18 protein-coding genes are annotated in these 16,858 nt (G+C 67.8%); 16 read left to right on the top strand and 2 right to left on the bottom strand.

Annotated features, from left to right (window positions below; translation table 11 throughout):
- Positions 1-8: 8 nt before the first annotated feature.
- From ehuC to ehuA, 3 genes are read left to right on the top strand one after another with little or no spacing between them, the layout of a single operon-like run.
- Positions 9-704 (top strand): ectoine/hydroxyectoine ABC transporter permease subunit EhuC, encoded by a 696-nt coding sequence (gene ehuC, locus ACZ6YV_RS07180; protein WP_465508782.1) that lies wholly within the window; start codon positions 9-11, stop codon positions 702-704.
- Entirely contained in the window at positions 704-1,360 is a 657-nt protein-coding gene (gene ehuD / locus ACZ6YV_RS07175) for an ectoine/hydroxyectoine ABC transporter permease subunit EhuD (RefSeq protein ID WP_465508781.1), read from the top strand. The genes ehuC and ehuD overlap by 1 nt, the downstream gene beginning before the upstream one ends.
- A gap of 7 nt (positions 1,361-1,367) precedes the next feature.
- A complete protein-coding gene (ehuA, locus tag ACZ6YV_RS07170) occupies positions 1,368-2,132 on the top strand; it encodes an ectoine/hydroxyectoine ABC transporter ATP-binding protein EhuA (protein ID WP_465509281.1) in 765 nt (254 codons plus the stop codon).
- A 58-nt stretch (positions 2,133-2,190) separates the two neighbouring features.
- On the opposite strand, the gene ACZ6YV_RS07165 is transcribed toward ehuA, so the two are convergent.
- Positions 2,191-2,751 (bottom strand): cysteine hydrolase family protein, encoded by a 561-nt coding sequence (locus ACZ6YV_RS07165; protein WP_465508780.1) that lies wholly within the window; start codon positions 2,749-2,751, stop codon positions 2,191-2,193.
- A 72-nt stretch (positions 2,752-2,823) separates the two neighbouring features.
- On the opposite strand from ACZ6YV_RS07165, the gene ACZ6YV_RS07160 reads away from it, so the two are divergent.
- Entirely contained in the window at positions 2,824-3,810 is a 987-nt protein-coding gene (locus tag ACZ6YV_RS07160) for a GlxA family transcriptional regulator (protein ID WP_465508779.1), read from the top strand.
- Entirely contained in the window at positions 3,783-4,556 is a 774-nt protein-coding gene (locus ACZ6YV_RS07155; protein ID WP_465508778.1) for an enoyl-CoA hydratase-related protein, read from the top strand. Before ACZ6YV_RS07160 ends, ACZ6YV_RS07155 begins: the two co-directional genes overlap by 28 nt.
- Before the next feature lie 67 nt (positions 4,557-4,623).
- Here ACZ6YV_RS07155 and ACZ6YV_RS07150 read toward each other — a convergent pair whose 3' ends face one another.
- On the bottom strand, positions 4,624-5,166 hold the full coding sequence (locus tag ACZ6YV_RS07150) for an NUDIX domain-containing protein (RefSeq protein ID WP_465508777.1): 543 nt from the start codon (positions 5,164-5,166) through the stop codon (positions 4,624-4,626).
- A 37-nt stretch (positions 5,167-5,203) separates the two neighbouring features.
- On the opposite strand from ACZ6YV_RS07150, the gene nucS reads away from it, so the two are divergent.
- The 11 genes from nucS (at position 5,204) to ACZ6YV_RS07095 (ending at position 16,816) form a co-directional block, all read left to right on the top strand.
- Positions 5,204-5,863, top strand: a complete 660-nt coding sequence (gene nucS / locus ACZ6YV_RS07145; RefSeq protein ID WP_465508776.1) for an endonuclease NucS — start codon at positions 5,204-5,206, stop codon at positions 5,861-5,863.
- 257 nt (positions 5,864-6,120) lie between these two features.
- Positions 6,121-7,083 (top strand): patatin-like phospholipase family protein, encoded by a 963-nt coding sequence (locus ACZ6YV_RS07140; protein ID WP_465508775.1) that lies wholly within the window; start codon positions 6,121-6,123, stop codon positions 7,081-7,083.
- A gap of 43 nt (positions 7,084-7,126) precedes the next feature.
- On the top strand, positions 7,127-7,903 hold the full coding sequence (locus ACZ6YV_RS07135; protein WP_465508774.1) for a hypothetical protein: 777 nt from the start codon (positions 7,127-7,129) through the stop codon (positions 7,901-7,903).
- A 370-nt stretch (positions 7,904-8,273) separates the two neighbouring features.
- Positions 8,274-9,281: a calcium-binding protein gene (locus tag ACZ6YV_RS07130; protein WP_465508773.1), complete on the top strand. Its 1,008-nt coding sequence runs from the start codon at positions 8,274-8,276 to the stop codon at positions 9,279-9,281.
- Between the two features lie 279 nt (positions 9,282-9,560).
- On the top strand, positions 9,561-11,258 hold the full coding sequence (locus tag ACZ6YV_RS07125) for a sodium:solute symporter family protein (protein WP_465509280.1): 1,698 nt from the start codon (positions 9,561-9,563) through the stop codon (positions 11,256-11,258).
- Between the two features lie 10 nt (positions 11,259-11,268).
- The gene (locus tag ACZ6YV_RS07120) at positions 11,269-11,535 is read left to right on the top strand and encodes a hypothetical protein (protein ID WP_465508772.1); all 267 of its coding nucleotides are present in this window, start codon (positions 11,269-11,271) and stop codon (positions 11,533-11,535) included.
- A gap of 47 nt (positions 11,536-11,582) precedes the next feature.
- Positions 11,583-12,581 (top strand): DUF3558 domain-containing protein, encoded by a 999-nt coding sequence (locus ACZ6YV_RS07115; protein ID WP_465508771.1) that lies wholly within the window; start codon positions 11,583-11,585, stop codon positions 12,579-12,581.
- A gap of 67 nt (positions 12,582-12,648) precedes the next feature.
- Complete coding sequence (dhaK, locus tag ACZ6YV_RS07110; protein WP_465508770.1) at positions 12,649-13,650, top strand: dihydroxyacetone kinase subunit DhaK; 1,002 nt, start codon at positions 12,649-12,651, stop codon at positions 13,648-13,650.
- Positions 13,650-14,273, top strand: a complete 624-nt coding sequence (dhaL, locus tag ACZ6YV_RS07105) for a dihydroxyacetone kinase subunit DhaL (RefSeq protein WP_465508769.1) — start codon at positions 13,650-13,652, stop codon at positions 14,271-14,273. The genes dhaK and dhaL overlap by 1 nt, the downstream gene beginning before the upstream one ends.
- Positions 14,270-14,944 (top strand): dihydroxyacetone kinase phosphoryl donor subunit DhaM, encoded by a 675-nt coding sequence (gene dhaM / locus ACZ6YV_RS07100; RefSeq protein ID WP_465508768.1) that lies wholly within the window; start codon positions 14,270-14,272, stop codon positions 14,942-14,944. The genes dhaL and dhaM overlap by 4 nt, the downstream gene beginning before the upstream one ends.
- Positions 14,945-15,040: 96 nt before the next feature.
- Positions 15,041-16,816 carry a 3-hydroxyacyl-CoA dehydrogenase family protein gene (locus tag ACZ6YV_RS07095; protein WP_465508767.1) on the top strand — a complete coding sequence of 592 codons (1,776 nt, stop codon included), beginning with the start codon at positions 15,041-15,043 and terminating at the stop codon, positions 16,814-16,816.
- The last annotated feature ends 42 nt before the right edge of the window (positions 16,817-16,858 follow it).

Below are 16,858 nucleotides of genomic sequence, written 5' to 3'. Positions count from 1 at the left end.
CTGACGTCATGTCGTCGTCGGTATCGCACATCATCACGTCCGTCCTCAGTGGACTGACCGCGACCGTCACCGCCACGCTCGGCGGGATCGCGCTCACCGTGGTGCTCTCCCTGGTCGCCGGGCTCGCGCTGAGATCGCCTTCGCGGCTGGTTCGCGGGATTTCCCGCGTCTACGTCGAAATCTTCCGCGGCACCTCGGAAGTCGTCCAGCTGTTCTGGCTCTACTTCGTCCTCCCGGTGCTGATCGGGTTCCAGCTCGTGCCGTTGTTCGCCGGAATCCTGGTGCTGGGGCTCAACCACGGGGCCTACGGCGCCGAGATCGTCCGCGGTGCGGTGAATTCCGTGCCACGGGCACAGTTCGAGGGTGCCGTCGCACTCAACCTGACGCCCGCCCAGCGGATGCGGCGGGTGATCCTGCCGCAGGCGTTCGCGGAGATGCTGCCACCGTTCAACAACCTGTTCATCCAACTGCTGAAGAGTACCGCCCTGCTGTCGTTCATCGCCGTTCCGGAGATGGCGCGCCAGGGTGAACTACTGCGGCCGGTGTTCGGTGCCGACCTCGGCTGGATCTACGGCACCGAACTCGTGCTCTACCTTCTGCTCGCGCTGCTGATCACCAGCGGAATGCGGCTGATGGAACGATTCGCGGCCCGGCGCCTCGGCCGGGCTCCGGCCAGGATGACGGCCACCGCGGGAGGTGTGTGATGGACTGGAGCTGGGAAGCGGCCGCGAATTCGATTCCTCTGCTGCTGGACGGGCTTCTCGTCACCGTCGAGATCACACTGCTCGCTTCGGTGGTCGGGTACGTTCTCGGCCTGGTGTTCGCGCTGATCCGCCGCTCGGGGATTCCCGTGCTGTCCCAGCCGGTCCGGCTGTTCATCGAATTCGTCCGCAGCACGCCGTTGCTGATCCAGGTGTTCGCGATCTTCTATGTCGTGCCACCGTTGACGGGGTTCACGATGTCGCCGTTCGTCACCGGTGTGGTGGCACTCGGCGTGCATTACGCGACCTACGCGGCCGAGGTCTACCGGGCCGGCATCGAGGCTGTCCCGAAAGGACAGTGGGAGGCCGCGACCGCTTTGAACCTGCCGAGGTCCCGCGTGTGGACCGCGGTCGTCCTGCCGCAGGCCGTCCCGCGGGTGCTGCCCGCGCTCGGCAACTACACGATCTCGATGTTCAAGGAAACCCCGTTGCTGCTGGCGATCGGCGTCGTCGACGTATTGGCCAGGGCGAAGGAGGTCGGTGCCGAAACGTTCCGCGTCATCGAGCCGTACACCCTGGCCGGGGTGCTGTTCCTGCTGGTGAGCCTGCCGGCTTCGATTCTGGTGAGAAGGTTGGAGCGACGTGCCGCCCACAGTTGATTCCCCGATGATCCGGTTCTCGCAGGTGGTCAAGTCCTATGGCGACCACGTCGTGCTGCGTGACCTCGATTTCACCGTCGCACCGGGGGAATTCGTCTCGCTGATCGGGCCGAGCGGGTCCGGGAAGACGACGATCCTGCGGCTGCTGATGACCCTGGAGAAGGTCGACGGCGGCACCATCGAGGTCTGCGGCGACTACCTGAGTCACATGAAGCGCGGCGAGAAGCTGGTGCGCGCCGACGAGAAGTACCTGCGGGACATGCGCAAGCGGATCGGCATGGTGTTCCAGCAGTTCAACCTGTTCCCCAACATGAACGTGCTGCGCAACATCACCGAGGCGCCGATCCACTCGCTCGGCGTCTCGCGGGACGAGGCGGAGGCGCGGGCCGTCGAACTGCTGGAAATGGTGGGGCTCACGGACAAGAAGGACGCGCACCCCACCCGGCTCTCCGGCGGCCAGCAGCAGCGCGTCGCGATCGCCCGTGCGCTCGCGATGCGGCCGGACGTGCTGCTGCTGGACGAGGTGACTTCGGCGCTCGACCCGGAACTGGTCGCCGACGTGCTGCGTGTGCTGCGCGAGATCGCGACGTCCACCGACATCACGATCCTTTGTGTCACGCACGAAATGCAATTCGCGCGCGACGTCTCGGATCGGGTGATGATGTTCGACGAGGGACAGGTGCTGGAGGACGCCGCGCCGGAGAAGCTGTTCAACGACCCGGAGCACGACCGGACGCGGCGGTTCCTGAAGGCCGTGATCGACCGCGCGTGAGCCGTCGGTCTCGTGAGTGGTGAGGACGGTTCTAACCGTCTTTACCACTCACGAGGTCTCAAAGGCTGCCGAGGATCTCCTTCGTGGAGGTGACCGTGGCGAACCCGCCGCCGTGCAGGTTCGTCGCGGTCGCCCGGTACAGCTCGTCGGCGGTGAGGACGCTGCCGTCCGGCCCGGCGAGGTCGAAGGTGAACGTGGCGTCGAGCGCGAAAGTCACGTCGTAGCCGAGGTTCCCGCCGACGCGCGCGGTGGTCTCGCAGCAGAAGTTCGTCTGGATCCCGGCGAGCACGAACGAGGTGATGCCGCGGGTCTTCAGCCAGCCGTCGAGGTCGACGTCGCCGTGGAAGGCCGAATTGACCTCCTTGCCGAAGACCAGATCCGCGCGCACACCGTCGAGTTCGGGCTTGAAGTAGTTGCCTTCCTGGCCGGGCTGCAGCGACGAACCGGGCTTCACGGAGTCGTGGTGCACCAGCACGATGGGCAGTCCGCGTTCCTGGTAGGCGTCGACGAGCGCCTTGATGTTGGCCTCCGCGCCGGGGTTGTTGCGGGGGCCCCAGACGGGCTTGTCGAAGCCGCGCTGGACGTCGATCACGAGCAGGGCCTTGGTTTCAGCGGTCATGGCTACGAGTTTCGCTCCCGCGGCGGCAGGCAAGGGAGTGGCAGAAGACGCGCGATGCGGTACTTTTCTGCCATGCGAACCGTGGGTGTGCTCCTCCTGCCGGGCAGCCGGTCCTTCGATCTGGGCGTGATCGGCGAGGTCTGGGGCGTGGACCGGACCGACAGCGGCATCGGCCCCTTCGAGGTCCGGCTCTGCGCACCCGGCCGCGAGCGGGTCGCCATCCACCCGTTCGGCCAGGTCGAGGCGACTCATGCGCTGAGCGGGTTGGCGGGCTGTGATCTCGTCCTCGTGCCCGGTCGGGTCGATCCGCACGCCGAGGTGCCCGCGGCCGCCGTCGCCGCGTTGCGCAAGGCGCACCGCGCCGGGATCACCGTGGCGTCGCTGTGCTCCGGCGCCTTCACCCTCGCCGCGGCCGGGCTGCTCGACGGCCTGTCCGTCACCACGCACTGGCGGCTGCTGGACGCCCTCGAAACCGCCGCCCGCGACGCCGTCGTCCAGCGGGACGTCCTGTTCACCGACGAGGGTGACGTGCTGACGTCCGCCGGCGTGGTCGGCGGGCTGGACCTCTGCCTGCACCTGGTGCGCCGCGATCACGGCGCCGAGGTCGCGGCCGCCCTCGCCCGGCGGCTCGTGATGCCGCCCGCGCGGGAGGGAGGGCAGCGGCAGTACGTGGACAACCCGTTGCCGCCCAAACCGTCGCGGCCGAGCGTTTCGTCCACAATGGACTGGGCGCTGGAGCGGATCGCGGACGACATCGGCGTCGACGACCTGGTCGGTCACGCCGGGCTGAGTGAGCGGACCTTCCACCGCGAGTTCGCGGCGGCCACCGGGGTGACGCCGGGGCGCTGGCTGCGCGCGCAGCGGGTCCGGCTCGCGCGGCGCCTGCTGGAGACGACCGAGCTCCCGGTCGAGCGGGTCGCGCAGCGCTCCGGCCTCGGCACCGCCGCCAACCTGCGGCGACGGCTCCGGGCCGACGTCGGCGTCGGGCCCGATTCGTATCGCCGGACGTTCCGGTCGGTTACCGTCGAAGCATGGTCGAGTACGAGCACATCCTCGTGAAGCGGGACGGCGACACCGTCACCATCACCATGAACCGCGCCGCGCGGCGGAACTCGCTGTCGGCGGACCACCTCGCCGAACTGCTCGCGGCGTTCCGCGAAGCCGGGGAGACCGACGCCACCGGGATCGTCCTGGCCGGCGCCGGGCCGGTGTTCTCGGCGGGACACGACTTCGGCGACGTCGCCGCGCGAGATCTGATGGGCGTGCGTGAGCTGCTGCGGCTGTGCACCGACCTGATGGGCACGATGCAGTCGGTGCCGCAGGTCGTCGTCGCGCGGGTGCACGGGCTCGCGACCGCGGCGGGCTGCCAGCTGGTGGCCACCTGCGACCTCGCCGTCGCCGCGGAATCCGCCGGATTCGCCCTGCCCGGCGGCAAGGCGGGCTGGTTCTGCCACACCCCGGCGGTGCCGGTCGCCCGCTCGATCGGGCGGAAACGGCTGATGGAACTGGCGCTCACCGGCGACGTCGTCGACGCCGCGACCGCGCTGGACTGGGGCCTGGTGAACCGCGTGGTCCCGGACGACTCGCTCGACGAAGCCGTCGCTGCGCTGCTGGGGCGCGCGACGCGGGGGAGCAGGGCGAGCAAGGCGATGGGGAAGCAGACCCTTTACGCGCAGCTGGACCGGCCCGAGGCCGACGCCTACGCGCTGGCGCTGGAGGTGATGGCCTCGGCGTCGCAGCTTCCCGGGGCGCGCGAGGGCATGGCCGCTTTCCTGGAGAAGCGTTCCCCGGTCTGGCCCGACTGAGCTCCCGCTCCGCGCTCAAGTGTCATGAAAGGGTCGTTCAGGACGAAAAACGTCCTGAACGACCCTTTCATGACACGCGTTCGCGCATGAGCAGCAGCGTGTAGGCGGCCAGCGTCTGCGCGTCGGTGATGTCACCCGAAGCGATCATCTTTTCGAACTCTTCGCGCTCGAACCACGCCGTCCGCATGTCCTGCTCCTCGACCTCGCGCTGGGTCTCACCCTGCGTGAGAGCGGTGGCCAGGAACACGCGACCGCGCTGGCTCGACATACCGGCGGCGACGTCGGTCACGCCGAGGTCGGCCATCGAACCCGCGAGCAGCCCGGTCTCCTCGCGCAGTTCGCGGGCGGCGAGTTCGGGCGGCGGGACGTCGGCCCGATCGGGGGCGGTGCCCATGGGGAACTCCCAGCGCCGCAGCCCGAGCGGATAGCGGAACTGCTCGACCAGGTGAAACCTGGCGCCGTCGAAGGGGATGATCACCGCGCAAGTGGGTTTGTCGACGACCGCGTAGATCCCTTCGGAACCGTCGAGCCGCCGGACGGAGTCCTCGCGCACGGCCATCCAGTTGTTCCGGTACACCTCACGCGAGCTGACACGCTGAACGGGGTCCATGCGCACAGTATCGCCATGCTTGTCCTACCCTCGCGTGGTGCGCCTAGTGATCGCTCGCTGCCAGGTCGACTACGCCGGCCGTCTGACCGCCCATCTGCCGATGGCCACCCGGCTGTTGCTCGTCAAGGCCGACGGCTCGGTGTCCGTGCACTCGGACGACCGTGCCTACAAGCCGCTGAACTGGATGAGCCCGCCGTGCTGGCTGATCGAGGACGGCAAGCTGTGGATCGTCGAGAACAAGCAGGGGGAGAAGCTCGTCATCAAGATCGACGAGATCTTCCACGACCACTCCCAGGAACTCGGCGCGGAACCGGGACTGCAGAAGGACGGCGTCGAGGCGCACCTGCAGGAACTGCTCGCCGAGCACATCAAGACCCTCGGTGACGGCTACACCCTGGTGCGGCGGGAGTTCCCGACCGCGATCGGGCCGGTCGACATCATGGCCCGCGACGCCGACGGCGCCAGTGTCGCCGTCGAGATCAAGCGGCGCGGCGAGATCGACGGCGTCGAGCAGCTGACTCGGTACCTCGAACTGCTCAACCGCGACCCGCTGCTGGCGCCGGTGCAGGGCGTCTTCGCGGCGCAGCTCATCAAGCCGCAGGCTCGGGTGCTGGCCGAGGACCGGGGGATCCGGTGCCTCACACTGGACTACGACGCGCTGCGCGGCATCGAGTCGGACGAGTTCCGCCTGTTCTGAGCCGCTCTGCGACTTCCCCGCTGAACAGCCGAGATCCAATCGAGTCCTCGGTTTTGTATCTGCATTCTTTCCCGCACCACAGAATGCCCAAAAGGGCGGCGAGAAATTAACGAACTCGACTCGTCCTGCAAAAGAACCAGCTGTTTCTGTGCCATTCGGGTGAACGCCGGATTACCCGGTCTCGCGTTGTGCCACACTCGATTTCCCCGAGGGGTACCGCCGATCTGCGGCGGTCGTGGGTGCAGGGGTGATGTGCCATGGCTGATTCTCCGAAGTGCGTCGATCTGGTGCTGGAAGGCGGCGGCGTCAAAGGCATCGCGTTGCTGGGCGCGGTACTGGAGTTGCACGAAGCCGGCTATTCGTTCCCCCGGATCGCGGGGACGAGCGCGGGGGCGATAGTCGCGACGCTGGTCGCCGCTTATCAGAAGGCCGGGAAGGATCTCGGCGCGCTGGAAGCGGTGATGAACGACATGGACTGCCGCCGCTTCGAGGGTCGGTCCTTGCTCGGCAAGATCACCGGCCCGATCGGTGACGGCGTCGGCCTGGTCCTGCACGACGGGATGCACACCGGCGACTATCTCGCCGAATGGCTCACCCCGTTGCTGGACGAGGTGGACGTGCACACTTTCGCCGATCTCGCCATCGAGGACCCCGGCGGTACTTTGCTTCCGTATCAACGGTATTCACTCGTCGTCCACGTCAGCGACCTGACCCGCCGCGTGCTCGTCCGGTTGCCTTGGGACTATTCCCAGTACGGTCGTGATCCCGGTGAGGAGAACGTCGTCGACGCCGTCCGCGCGTCGATGTCGATCCCGTTCTATTTCCGGCCGGTGCAGTTCGACGTCCGTCCCGAGGGCACGGTCACCTGGGTCGACGGCGGTCTGCTGTCGAACTTCCCGATCACCGTCTTCGACCGGACAGACGCGAAGGAGCCGCGATGGCCGACTTGGGGCGTGAAGCTTTCCGGTGAACCCGTGGGCGGCAGGGACAAACCGGTGAAGAGCGCGTTGCGGATCGCCATCGGTTCGCTCGAAACCCTGCTTTCGGACTGGAATCGTTACCGGTTGCACGAGGAAGGTGTGAACCGGCGGACGGTGTGCGTCGACACGACCGGTGTTTCCGCCGTCGACTTCGGGCTCGGCGACGAGGAGAAGAAGCGCCTCTTCGAAAACGGGCGGGAGGCCGTGCGGAGGTTTCTGGAAAAGATTGTGCCGCAGTGACTCGCCGGCGGTATTCCGGCGGGATGAGGGATAGGAGGATCCCATGCGTTATCGCCCGATCGGCAGTGACCCGGCGGACGGCCGCCTCGGCCGGTTCGTCCCGGATGACTGGCGCCACGTCGACAGCTATCCGCTGACCGCGCTGGCCGCCGAGGACCGGCCAACCCGGTCGCCGGTCGTCATCGGCGTCAACTGGTACAAGGAATTCGACGTACCGGAGAAGGACGAGAAGTCCGGCGAGTTCTTCGTCGCGAAGGGCGGCGCGAAGTCGCTCACCAAGATCCGCGGCGGGCACTGCGTCTGCCTCGAACCCGGCGAATCGGCCGACGGCGACACCCAGTACGCCTTCTACGACCAGGGCAGGGAAGGCGCTTGCGTCGGCTTCGGCTGGTCGCGCTGCATGACGCTGTTCAACGGCGACCTCTACGCCGCGCGGTGGCTGTGGGACCAGGCGAAGCTGCGCGACGAATGGGAAGAGACCAATCCCGGCGACAACAACGGCACGTCCGTCCGCGCGGCGGCCGAGGTGCTGCTCGGACTGGGACACGTCACGTGGGCCGAGGCCTACGCCAGTGACGACTACGTCAAGCGGGCCGCCTACACGCCCGACGTCAAGAACGGTATCCAGGCCTATCGCTGGGCGAAGACCGTCGACGAGGTGCACGAGGTCCTCGGCAACCCGCGTGCCGACGAACTCGGCGCCGTGCCGTTCCTCAACTCGTGGGGTCCGAGCTACCCGCACCGCACGTACCTGCCGGACGACGTCCTCGCCCGGTTGATCAAGGAGGACGGCGAAGTAGGCCTGCCCACGGACCGGTAAACCCCCACCGGTCACGGGAAAGGGCCGTTCCGGATGCGGAGCGGCCCTTTTCCGCTGCCCTGACGGTCGACGGCGATCCGGGTGCGCACCAGCGGCACGGTCGTGGGACAGCCGGTGCCGCACGGTCCCCTTGGTCGCCCGGTACGCCGCCCAAGCCGTGACGACCGCGACCAGCCGAAAACGAACACGGCAGTTCTGCCGCGGTCCTGAGTCAGGAGGAAAAGTGATACGGTGATATTGTGCCGTTCGGCGTTTCCGGTTGGAGATAATTCGCGAAATTCCGTATAGAGTATTTGGACGCTATTTCGTCGGGTATTTCGGCCCTTCAGGGGTGCATTTTTCGGGTAAGCATGGTGCCCGTCCCGAAGAAATGAGGATCCATGTACACCATCGGAAGCAGATCGCGCGAAGCGAAATTTTACCTACGCGCCACCGGGAAAGGTTCCCGGTCCAACAGACGGAGAACGCCCAGGCGTTGCTGGCCGCCGCATTGGCCATCGGCGGGTTCGTGCTCGTGCCCGCCACCTCGGCACAGGCCGACCCGATCGTCCACTCGACCCCGGGCGCATCGGCCACTTTCAGCGACGACACGCTCGACCCTGGTCAGGCTTTCACCGTCACCATGCACTACAACTACCACTACGCATCCACCGGCAGCGCCAACGATTTCGTCCTGGCCAACGGCGGGAACTGGATGTACGACTCGTGCAGTTTCAGCGGGAACGCCACCTCCTGCGGCTACCCCGGGGGGAACGACGTGAGCTGGCCGAACGCCGCCAACGCTGAATCGACCGTGGTCTACCGGTTCACCGTCACCGACAGCGCGTCCGGCACGATCCCCTACACCGGTGGGCTCTCCAACGACCCCGACGACAGCAACGCGCTGGTCGATATCCCGGGCACGCTGACGATCAATTCCCTGGGATGCACCATCACCGGCACCGCGGGCAACGACACCCTCGTCGGCACCAATGGTAACGACGTGATCTGTGGCCTGGGTGGCAACGACTCCATCAGCGGCGGAAACGGCAACGACATCATCTATGCCGGTTCCGGCGACGACGGTCCGCTCAACGGCGGCAATGGCAGCGACACCGTTTACGGCGACCCGGGTAACGACACCAGCTACGGCGAGGATCTGTTGTCGATTCTCGACAACGGTGCCGACACCCTCTACGGCGGTCCGGGCAACGACACGATGAACGGCCAGAACGGCAACGACACCCTCGTCGACCAGGACGGCACCGACACCATGTCCGGCGGGAACGGCAACGACAGCATCAACGTCCAGGACGGCACCGGCGGCGACACCGCCGGCGGTGGACTGGGCAGCGACACCTGCACGGCGGACGCCGGTGACACCGCCAGCAGTTGCTGACTCTCTATTCCCCACCGCGCGACGCGCCGACACCTTCGGCCGTCGCGCGGTGGCCGCGGCATGGGCACCGCGCCGAGATCGAAGCGGTGCGGCTGCCCTGATCAAGGCCAGGCGATCCGGCGGCGACAGGACAGGAATTGTCAAGAACCGCCCCGAAACAGACACTCTAGGGCGGTCGTCGCCCACCCGCGCTGCCGTTCCTGAATCCATGCAGTATGGTCCGCGATTGACGCGATACCGGCGTTTCTCGTGAACATTTTCACTATGGAGGTGGGTCGGTTGCACGTGCTGGCCGATGCGAATCTGCGGCTCGACGCAAGTCCTATCGACTACGTCCTGCTCGCCTTCTATTTCGCACTGGTGCTCGGCATCGGGTACATGGCGCGAAAGTCGGTCTCGAGCAGCCTCGACTTCTTCCTCTCCGGGCGCTCGCTGCCCGCCTGGGTCACCGGCCTCGCCTTCATCTCGGCGAACCTCGGCGCGGTCGAAATCATGGGCATGTCGGCCAACGGCGTGCTCTACGGCCTGCCGACCGTCCATTACTTCTGGATCGGCGCGATCCCGGCGATGCTGTTCCTCGGCATCGTGATGATGCCGTTCTATTACGGCTCGAAGGTCCGCAGCGTCCCGGAGTTCATGCTCCGCCGGTTCGGCAAACCCGCCCACCTGGTCAACGGCATCAGCTTCGCGAGCGCGCAGATCCTCATCGCCGGCGCGAACCTGTTCCTGCTCGCCAGCGTGGTGAACCTCCTGCTCGGCTGGCCGCTGTGGGTGTCGATCCTCGTCGCGGCCGTGGTCGTGCTCTCTTACACCGCGCTCGGCGGCCTGTCCGCCGCGATCTACAACGAGGTCCTTCAGTTCTTCGTGATCGTCGCGGCGCTGCTGCCGCTGACCATCGTCGGCCTGGTCAAGGTCGGCGGCTGGCAGGGCCTGGTCGACAAGCTCAGCGCGGACCCCGGCGGCGAGGCGCAGCTGTCCTCTTGGCCGGGTGACAACCTCACCGGATTCGGCAACAGCTTCCTCTCCATCCTCGGCCTCGTCTTCGGTCTCGGTTTCGTGCTCTCGTTCGGTTACTGGACGACGAACTTCGTCGAGGTCCAGCGCGCGATGGCGTCGAAGAGCATGTCGGCCGCGCGGAGGACGCCGATCATCGGTGCCTTCCCGAAGATGCTGATCCCGTTCATCGTGATCATCCCCGGCATGATCGCCGCGGTCACCGTTTCCGAGTACGTCCAGGACAAGCAGATCCTGCTCGACGGCGGCGAAGCGCCCAGCGGGGTCACCGCGAACAACGCGATCCTGCTGTTGATGCGCGACCTGCTGCCCAACGGCATGCTCGGCGTCGCGATCGCCGGCCTCCTCGCGTCGTTCATGGCCGGGATGGCGGCGAACCTGAGTTCGTTCAACACCGTCTTCACCTACGACATCTGGCAGTCGTACGTGAAGAAGAACGAGTCGGACGGCTACTACCTCCGCCTCGGCCGCCTGGTCACCGCTGTCGGCACGGTGCTGGCGGTCGGTACCGCGTTCATCGCGTCGAACTCCGGGAACATCCTGACCTACCTGCAGGACCTGTTCTCCTTCTTCAACGCGCCGCTGTTCGCCACCTTCATCCTCGGCATGTTCTGGAAGCGGATGACGCCGACGGCGGGCTGGGTCGGCCTTGTCGCCGGTACCGCGTCCGCGATCACCGTGTGGCTGCTGTCGCAGGCCGGGGTCCTCGGGCTCACCGGGCAGGGCATCAGCTTCGTGGCCGCCGGTACGGCGTTCGCCGTCGACATCATGGTCAGTGTCGGGGTTTCGCTGGCCACCACGCCGAAGCCGGAGTCGCAGCTGGTCGGCCTCGTCTACTCCCTCACCCCGAAGGAGTCGCTGAAGCACGACGAGACCGGCGACGACGCGGGCTGGTACCGCAAGCCGGGCCTGCTCGCGGGCATCGTGCTGATCCTGACCATCGCGCTCAACATCATCTTCTAGGAGGCCGGAGATGGCTGCTTCCCAAGCTCCCAAGAAGGCCGGCGTCTTCGACATCCGGCTGATCATCGCCCTGCTCGTCGGCGGCTACGGACTGGTGCTCACGATCTTGGGCATCGGCTTCACCACCCAAGCGGACCTGGACAAGGCCGCCGGGGTCAGGATCAACCTGTGGGCGGGCATCGGCATGCTGGTGTTCGGGCTGCTGTTCGTCCTGTGGGCGAAGCTGCGGCCCATCGTGGTGCCGCCCACGTCCGAGACCGGCGAGGGCGGCGAATAGCCGGGTTGTCCGGACAGCGCCGGGGCGGTCCGGCTACCGTGCACTTCGTGCTGCTCAACGCTCGACGTCGCCGGATCGCGTCCGTGCTGGCCCTGGTCGCCGCGCTCGGCGTGGTGTCGGCCTGCGGTCAGAACCTCGGCAAGTCCAACTTCGCCCGCACCACCGCCGCCGCCGAAGCCGGTTCCGGTGGTGAGGTGCCGAGCGGGGACATCAACGACCCGGCGGTCACCCCCGCGGTGATGCGCACGATCGACCCGTGCCCGCTGGTGGGCAAGGAAGCGCTGAGCGACCTCGGTACCCCGGACGACCCGCGGCCGTCGCTCACCTCCTTCGGCACCTGCACCGGGAAGGCCACCGACGCCGGTGGCAAGAAGCTCTCGGTCAGTATCGACATCGGCTCGTCGACCTTCTCCTCGGCCAGTAACGCGGTCGTCTCGGCGGTCGAAGGACTGCCGCAGATCGAGCGGAAGAACAAGGACGGCAACAGCTGCGACATCGGCATCATGACGCTGCGCAAACCCGAGCGCGGGATCAGTTTCATGGTCACCTACGACGGTGGTGACCCCTGCGCGACCGGGCGGGCGGTGGCGGCCAAGGCCGTGAAGAGCCTGCACGCGTCGCCGGCGAAGTTCCCCGCCGGCGCGGGCTCGCTGACCACCGTCGACCCGTGCGCCGTCGCGGACCCCGCCGTCCTCGCCGAGGTCGTGCCGCACGGCGCGACCGCGCTGAGCAGCTTCCACTCCTGCGACTGGACCCCGGGCTCCAACCCGCGGATCTCCATCGGCTTCCGCCACGGCCTGCCGCCGGAGGAACGCGACGGGACCAAGAAGATCGACATCGACGGGATGGCCGCGTACCAGAAGGTCGGCACCACCAGCGACGCCGAGTGCAAGATCGAGTGGCAGCACAAGCCGTGGGCCGACGAGGGCGTCGAGATCGTCAGTGTGATCTACAAGAACTACGACGAGAAGAAGGACGAAGCGGCGTCCTGTGGCAAGGCCACCAAGATCGCCAAATCGGTGATCTCCAAGCTGCCGAAGCCCTGACGCTGGCGGCATCCGGCCGGGAGAGGTAGGAAGGGGACACCCCACCCGCCGACGGCCGGAGGCCACCTTGAAGAAGATCATCAACGACCCGAAAACGGTGGTCGCGGAATCCCTGCGCGGCCTCGCCGCGGCACACGCGGACGTCCTGCGGGTGGAGGACGACCCGGCGATCGTGGTGCGCGTGGACGCGCCCGTGCCGGGCAAGGTCGCGGTGATCTCCGGCGGCGGCTCCGGGCACGAACCGCTGCACGGGGGCTTCGTCGGGCAGGGCATGCTCGCGGCCGCCGTCCCGGGTCCGGTGTTCACCTCGCCGACGCCGGACGCCGTCGAGGCCGCCGTCAAGGCCACCACCGGCGACGCGGGCGCGCTGCTGATCGTGAAGAACTACACCGGTGACGTGCTCAACTTCGAGACCGCCGCGGAACTCGCCGCCGCCGAGGGGCTCGACGTCCGCAGCGTGGTCATCGACGACGACGTCGCGGTCAAGGACTCCACCTACACCGCCGGCCGCCGTGGGGTCGGCGGCACGGTGCTGCTGGAGAAGATCACCGGTGCCGCCGCCGAACGAGGCGACGCGCTCGACGCGGTGGAGGCCTTGGCGCGCAAGGTGATCGGCCAGGTCCGCTCGATCGGTGTCGCGCTCACCGCGCCGACAGTGCCGCACGCGGGCGAGCCGAGTTTCGACCTCGCCGACGACGAGATCGAGTTCGGCATCGGCATCCACGGCGAGCCCGGCATCGAGCGGACAGCGGTGGTGACGGCCGACGAACTCGTCGCCCGCATGGTCGAAGCGATCGTCACGGACCTGCCCTTCGGCGAGGGCGACAAGGTCCTGCTGTTCACGAACTCGATGGGCGGCACCCCGCTGGTCGAGCTGTACCTGGCCCACGGGATCGCCGAGCGGCTGCTGGCCGAGCGTGGGATCGTGGTCGAACGGCGCCTGGTGGGGCCGTACATCACCAGCCTCGAGATGCAGGGGATGAGCCTGACGTTGCTGAAACTGGACGACGAGCTGACCGAGTTGTGGGACGCGCCGGTGAACACCCCGGCCCTGAGGTGGGGAATCTGATGGCCTGCACCGCCGAGACGCTCGCCGCCGCCTTGCGGGCGGCCGCTGTGGTGATCGCCGAGCATCGCGCCGAACTGGTCGACCTCGACCGCGCGATCGGCGACGCCGACCACGGCGAGAACCTGGACCGGGGGTTCACCGCCATCGTGTCCGCTCTGGACACCGCGACCCCCGAAACCCCGGCCGCGGTCGTGAAACTGGCCGCCACGACGTTGATCTCGAAGGTCGGCGGTGCGGCGGGCCCGTTGTACGGCACGGCCTTCCTGCGCGCCTCGGTCAAGCTGGGCACCGCGGCCGAAGTGGACGGTCCGCTGCTCGTCGAGGCCCTGCGCGCGGCGCTCGAAGGAGTGCAGGCGAGGGGCAAGGCCGTCGGGGGAGACGCGACCATGGTCGATGCGCTGATCCCGGCCGTCTCCGCCGCCGAGGAGGCCTCCGGTGAGGACCTCGCGGTGATCCTGGCAGCGGCCGCCGACGCCGCGGACAAGGGTGCCGAGTCCACTGTGGACCTCGTGCCGCGCAAGGGTCGGGCTTCGTACCTCGGCGAGCGCGCGAAGGGGCATATGGACCCCGGCGCCCGCTCGACGGCGCTGCTGCTGCGCGCGTTCGCGGAGGCCGCCAAGTGAGCGTCGGAATCGTGCTCGTCTCCCACAGCGCCAAAATCGCCGAAGGGCTCGCGGAACTCGCCGCGCAGATGGCGCCGGACGTCACCATCGTGCCGGCGGGCGGCCTGTCCGAAGGCGGGATCGGAACGGATTACGACGAGGTCGTCGCCGCGACGCAACGCGCCGATTCGGGGGCGGGCGTCGTCCTGCTGTACGACCTGGGCAGCGCGCAGATGACAGCGGACCTCGCCGTCGAATCGCTCGCCGACCCGTCGGCCGCGGTCGTCGTGGACGCGCCGCTCGTCGAGGGCGCGATCGCCGCCGCCGTCGCGGCGCAGGGCGGGGCGGATCGCCAGGCCGTCGCCGATGCCGCGGCCTCGGCCGGTGCCCCGCCCGACCTGACGCTCGACAGCGGCGCGCAGGAGGGCGAAAGCAGTGTCGAGCTCACGCTGCGGAACGACGTCGGACTGCACGCGCGGCCCGCCGCCGTCCTGGTCCGGAGCATCGCGGGCCTGGACGCGGAGGTCACCGTGCGGCTGGGCGAGGAGACCGCGGACGCCAACAGCGTGCTCGCGCTGATGGCGCTCGGCGCACGTCAGGGCGACCGGATCGAGGTCCGTGCCAGGGGTACGCAGGCCGAAGAAGCGCTCACCAAGGTCAAAGACCTCGTCGACCAGAACTTCGGCGAGTGACACTTACTCGATTCGGAGGGTGACAGCGGCTGCTTTCCGCGCCCAGGCATGGCACGATCGGAGAAACTACCGACGAGTAACCTCCGGAGGCCGGTTGTGGCGCGGGAAATCTCGAGTGTGGGAGTCATCGGTCTCGGCACCATGGGCGCCGGGATCGCCGAGGTGCTCGCGAGGAGTGGTGTGTCCGTCGTCGCGGTCGAGATCGACGACGACGGCGTGCACCGGGGCCGTGGCCATCTGGAACATTCGACCGAACGAGCGGTGTCCGGCGGCAAACTCGACGCCGACGGCCGGGACACGTTGCTGGGCCGGATCCGGTACACCACGTCGCTGACCGAACTGTCCGATGTGGACCTGGTGATCGAGGCCATCCCGGAGAACCTCGAAGCGAAAACCGACGTTTTCGCCGAGCTGGACAAGATCACCGGCCCGGACACGATCTTCGTCTCGAACACCTCTTCGCTGTCGATCACCGAGATCGGCGTGCGCACCGCGCGGCCGGGCAAGGTCGTCGGGATGCACTTCTTCAACCCGGCGCCGATCCTCAAACTGGTCGAGATCGTCCGCACCGTCGTCACCGAACCCGACGTGATCACCGACGTCGTCGCGTTCGCCGAACGTCTCGGCAAGACGCCGGTGGTGATCGGCGACCGCGCCGGGTTCATCGCGAACGCCCTGCTCTTCGGGTATCTCAACCACGCCGTGCGGATGTTCGAGCAGCGCTACGCCACCCGTGAGGATCTCGACGCGGCGATGCGGTTCGGCTGCGGCTATCCCATGGGACCCTTGGCTTTGCTCGACCTCATCGGGCTGGACACCGCGTACGAGATCCTCGACACGATGTACCACCAGTCGCGCAACCGGCTGCACGCGCCGGCGCCGCTGCTGAAGCAGATGATCACCGCCGGACTGCTCGGCCGGAAGACGGGCCAGGGTTTCTACACCTACGACGAACCCGATTCGCCGACGGTGACCGACGCGGTCACGAAGTCCACAGTGGACACCGTGGTGCCGAGGGAAGTGCGCAAGGTCGGCGTCGTCGGGACCGGGACCATGGCGACGGGCATCGTCGAGGTGTTCGCGAAACGCGGTTACGAGGTCATCCTGCGGGCGCGGAGCGCGGAGAAGGCCGCTGCGTCGGTCGCGCGGGTGAAGAAGTCGCTGGACAAGGCCGTCGTCAAGGGCAAACTGTCCGAGGAGGACGCCGCCGCCGCGCTCGGCCGGATCTCGCCCGCGGTGGAGTTCGACGAACTGGCCGACGTCGACCTCGTCGTCGAGGCGGTGGCCGAGGACCTGGCCGTCAAGCAGGCCGTCTTCGCCGCGCTCGACGACGTCGTGAAACCGGGCGCGGTCCTGGCGACGACCACGTCCTCCCTGCCGGTCATCGAATGCGCCGCGGCCACCTCGCGGCCGTCGGACGTGGTCGGCGTGCACTTCTTCAACCCGGCGCCGGTGATGAAACTCGTCGAGGTCGTCTCGACCATCGCCACCGCGCCCGACGTGATCGCGACCGTCGACGCCGTCTGCGCGGCCGTCGGAAAGCACCCCGTGCACTGCGGCGACCGGGCCGGGTTCATCGTCAACGCGCTGCTGTTCCCCTACCTGAACGACGCGGTGAAGATGCTCGAAGCGCACTACGCGGAGGCCGACGACATCGACACCGCGATGAAGGTGGGCTGCGGCCTGCCGATGGGCCCGTTCGAACTGCTCGACGTCGTCGGGCTCGACGTTTCGCTGGCGATCCAGCGGACCCTGTTCAACGAATTCCGCGAGGAGGGCTTCGCGCCCGCGCCGCTGCTGGAGCACCTGGTGACCGCCGGGCGGCTCGGCCGGAAGACGGGGAAGGGCTTCAAGGACTACTCGGCCCGTTAGACCTGGTGGCTCGTGAGTGGCGTCGGGTCAGGTCCGGTACGT

The sequence above is a fragment of the Amycolatopsis sp. NPDC102522 genome, from assembly GCF_055584485.1.
Note: the sequence above shows the minus strand (reverse complement) of the source record. Positions and strands in the feature narration are given on the sequence as shown.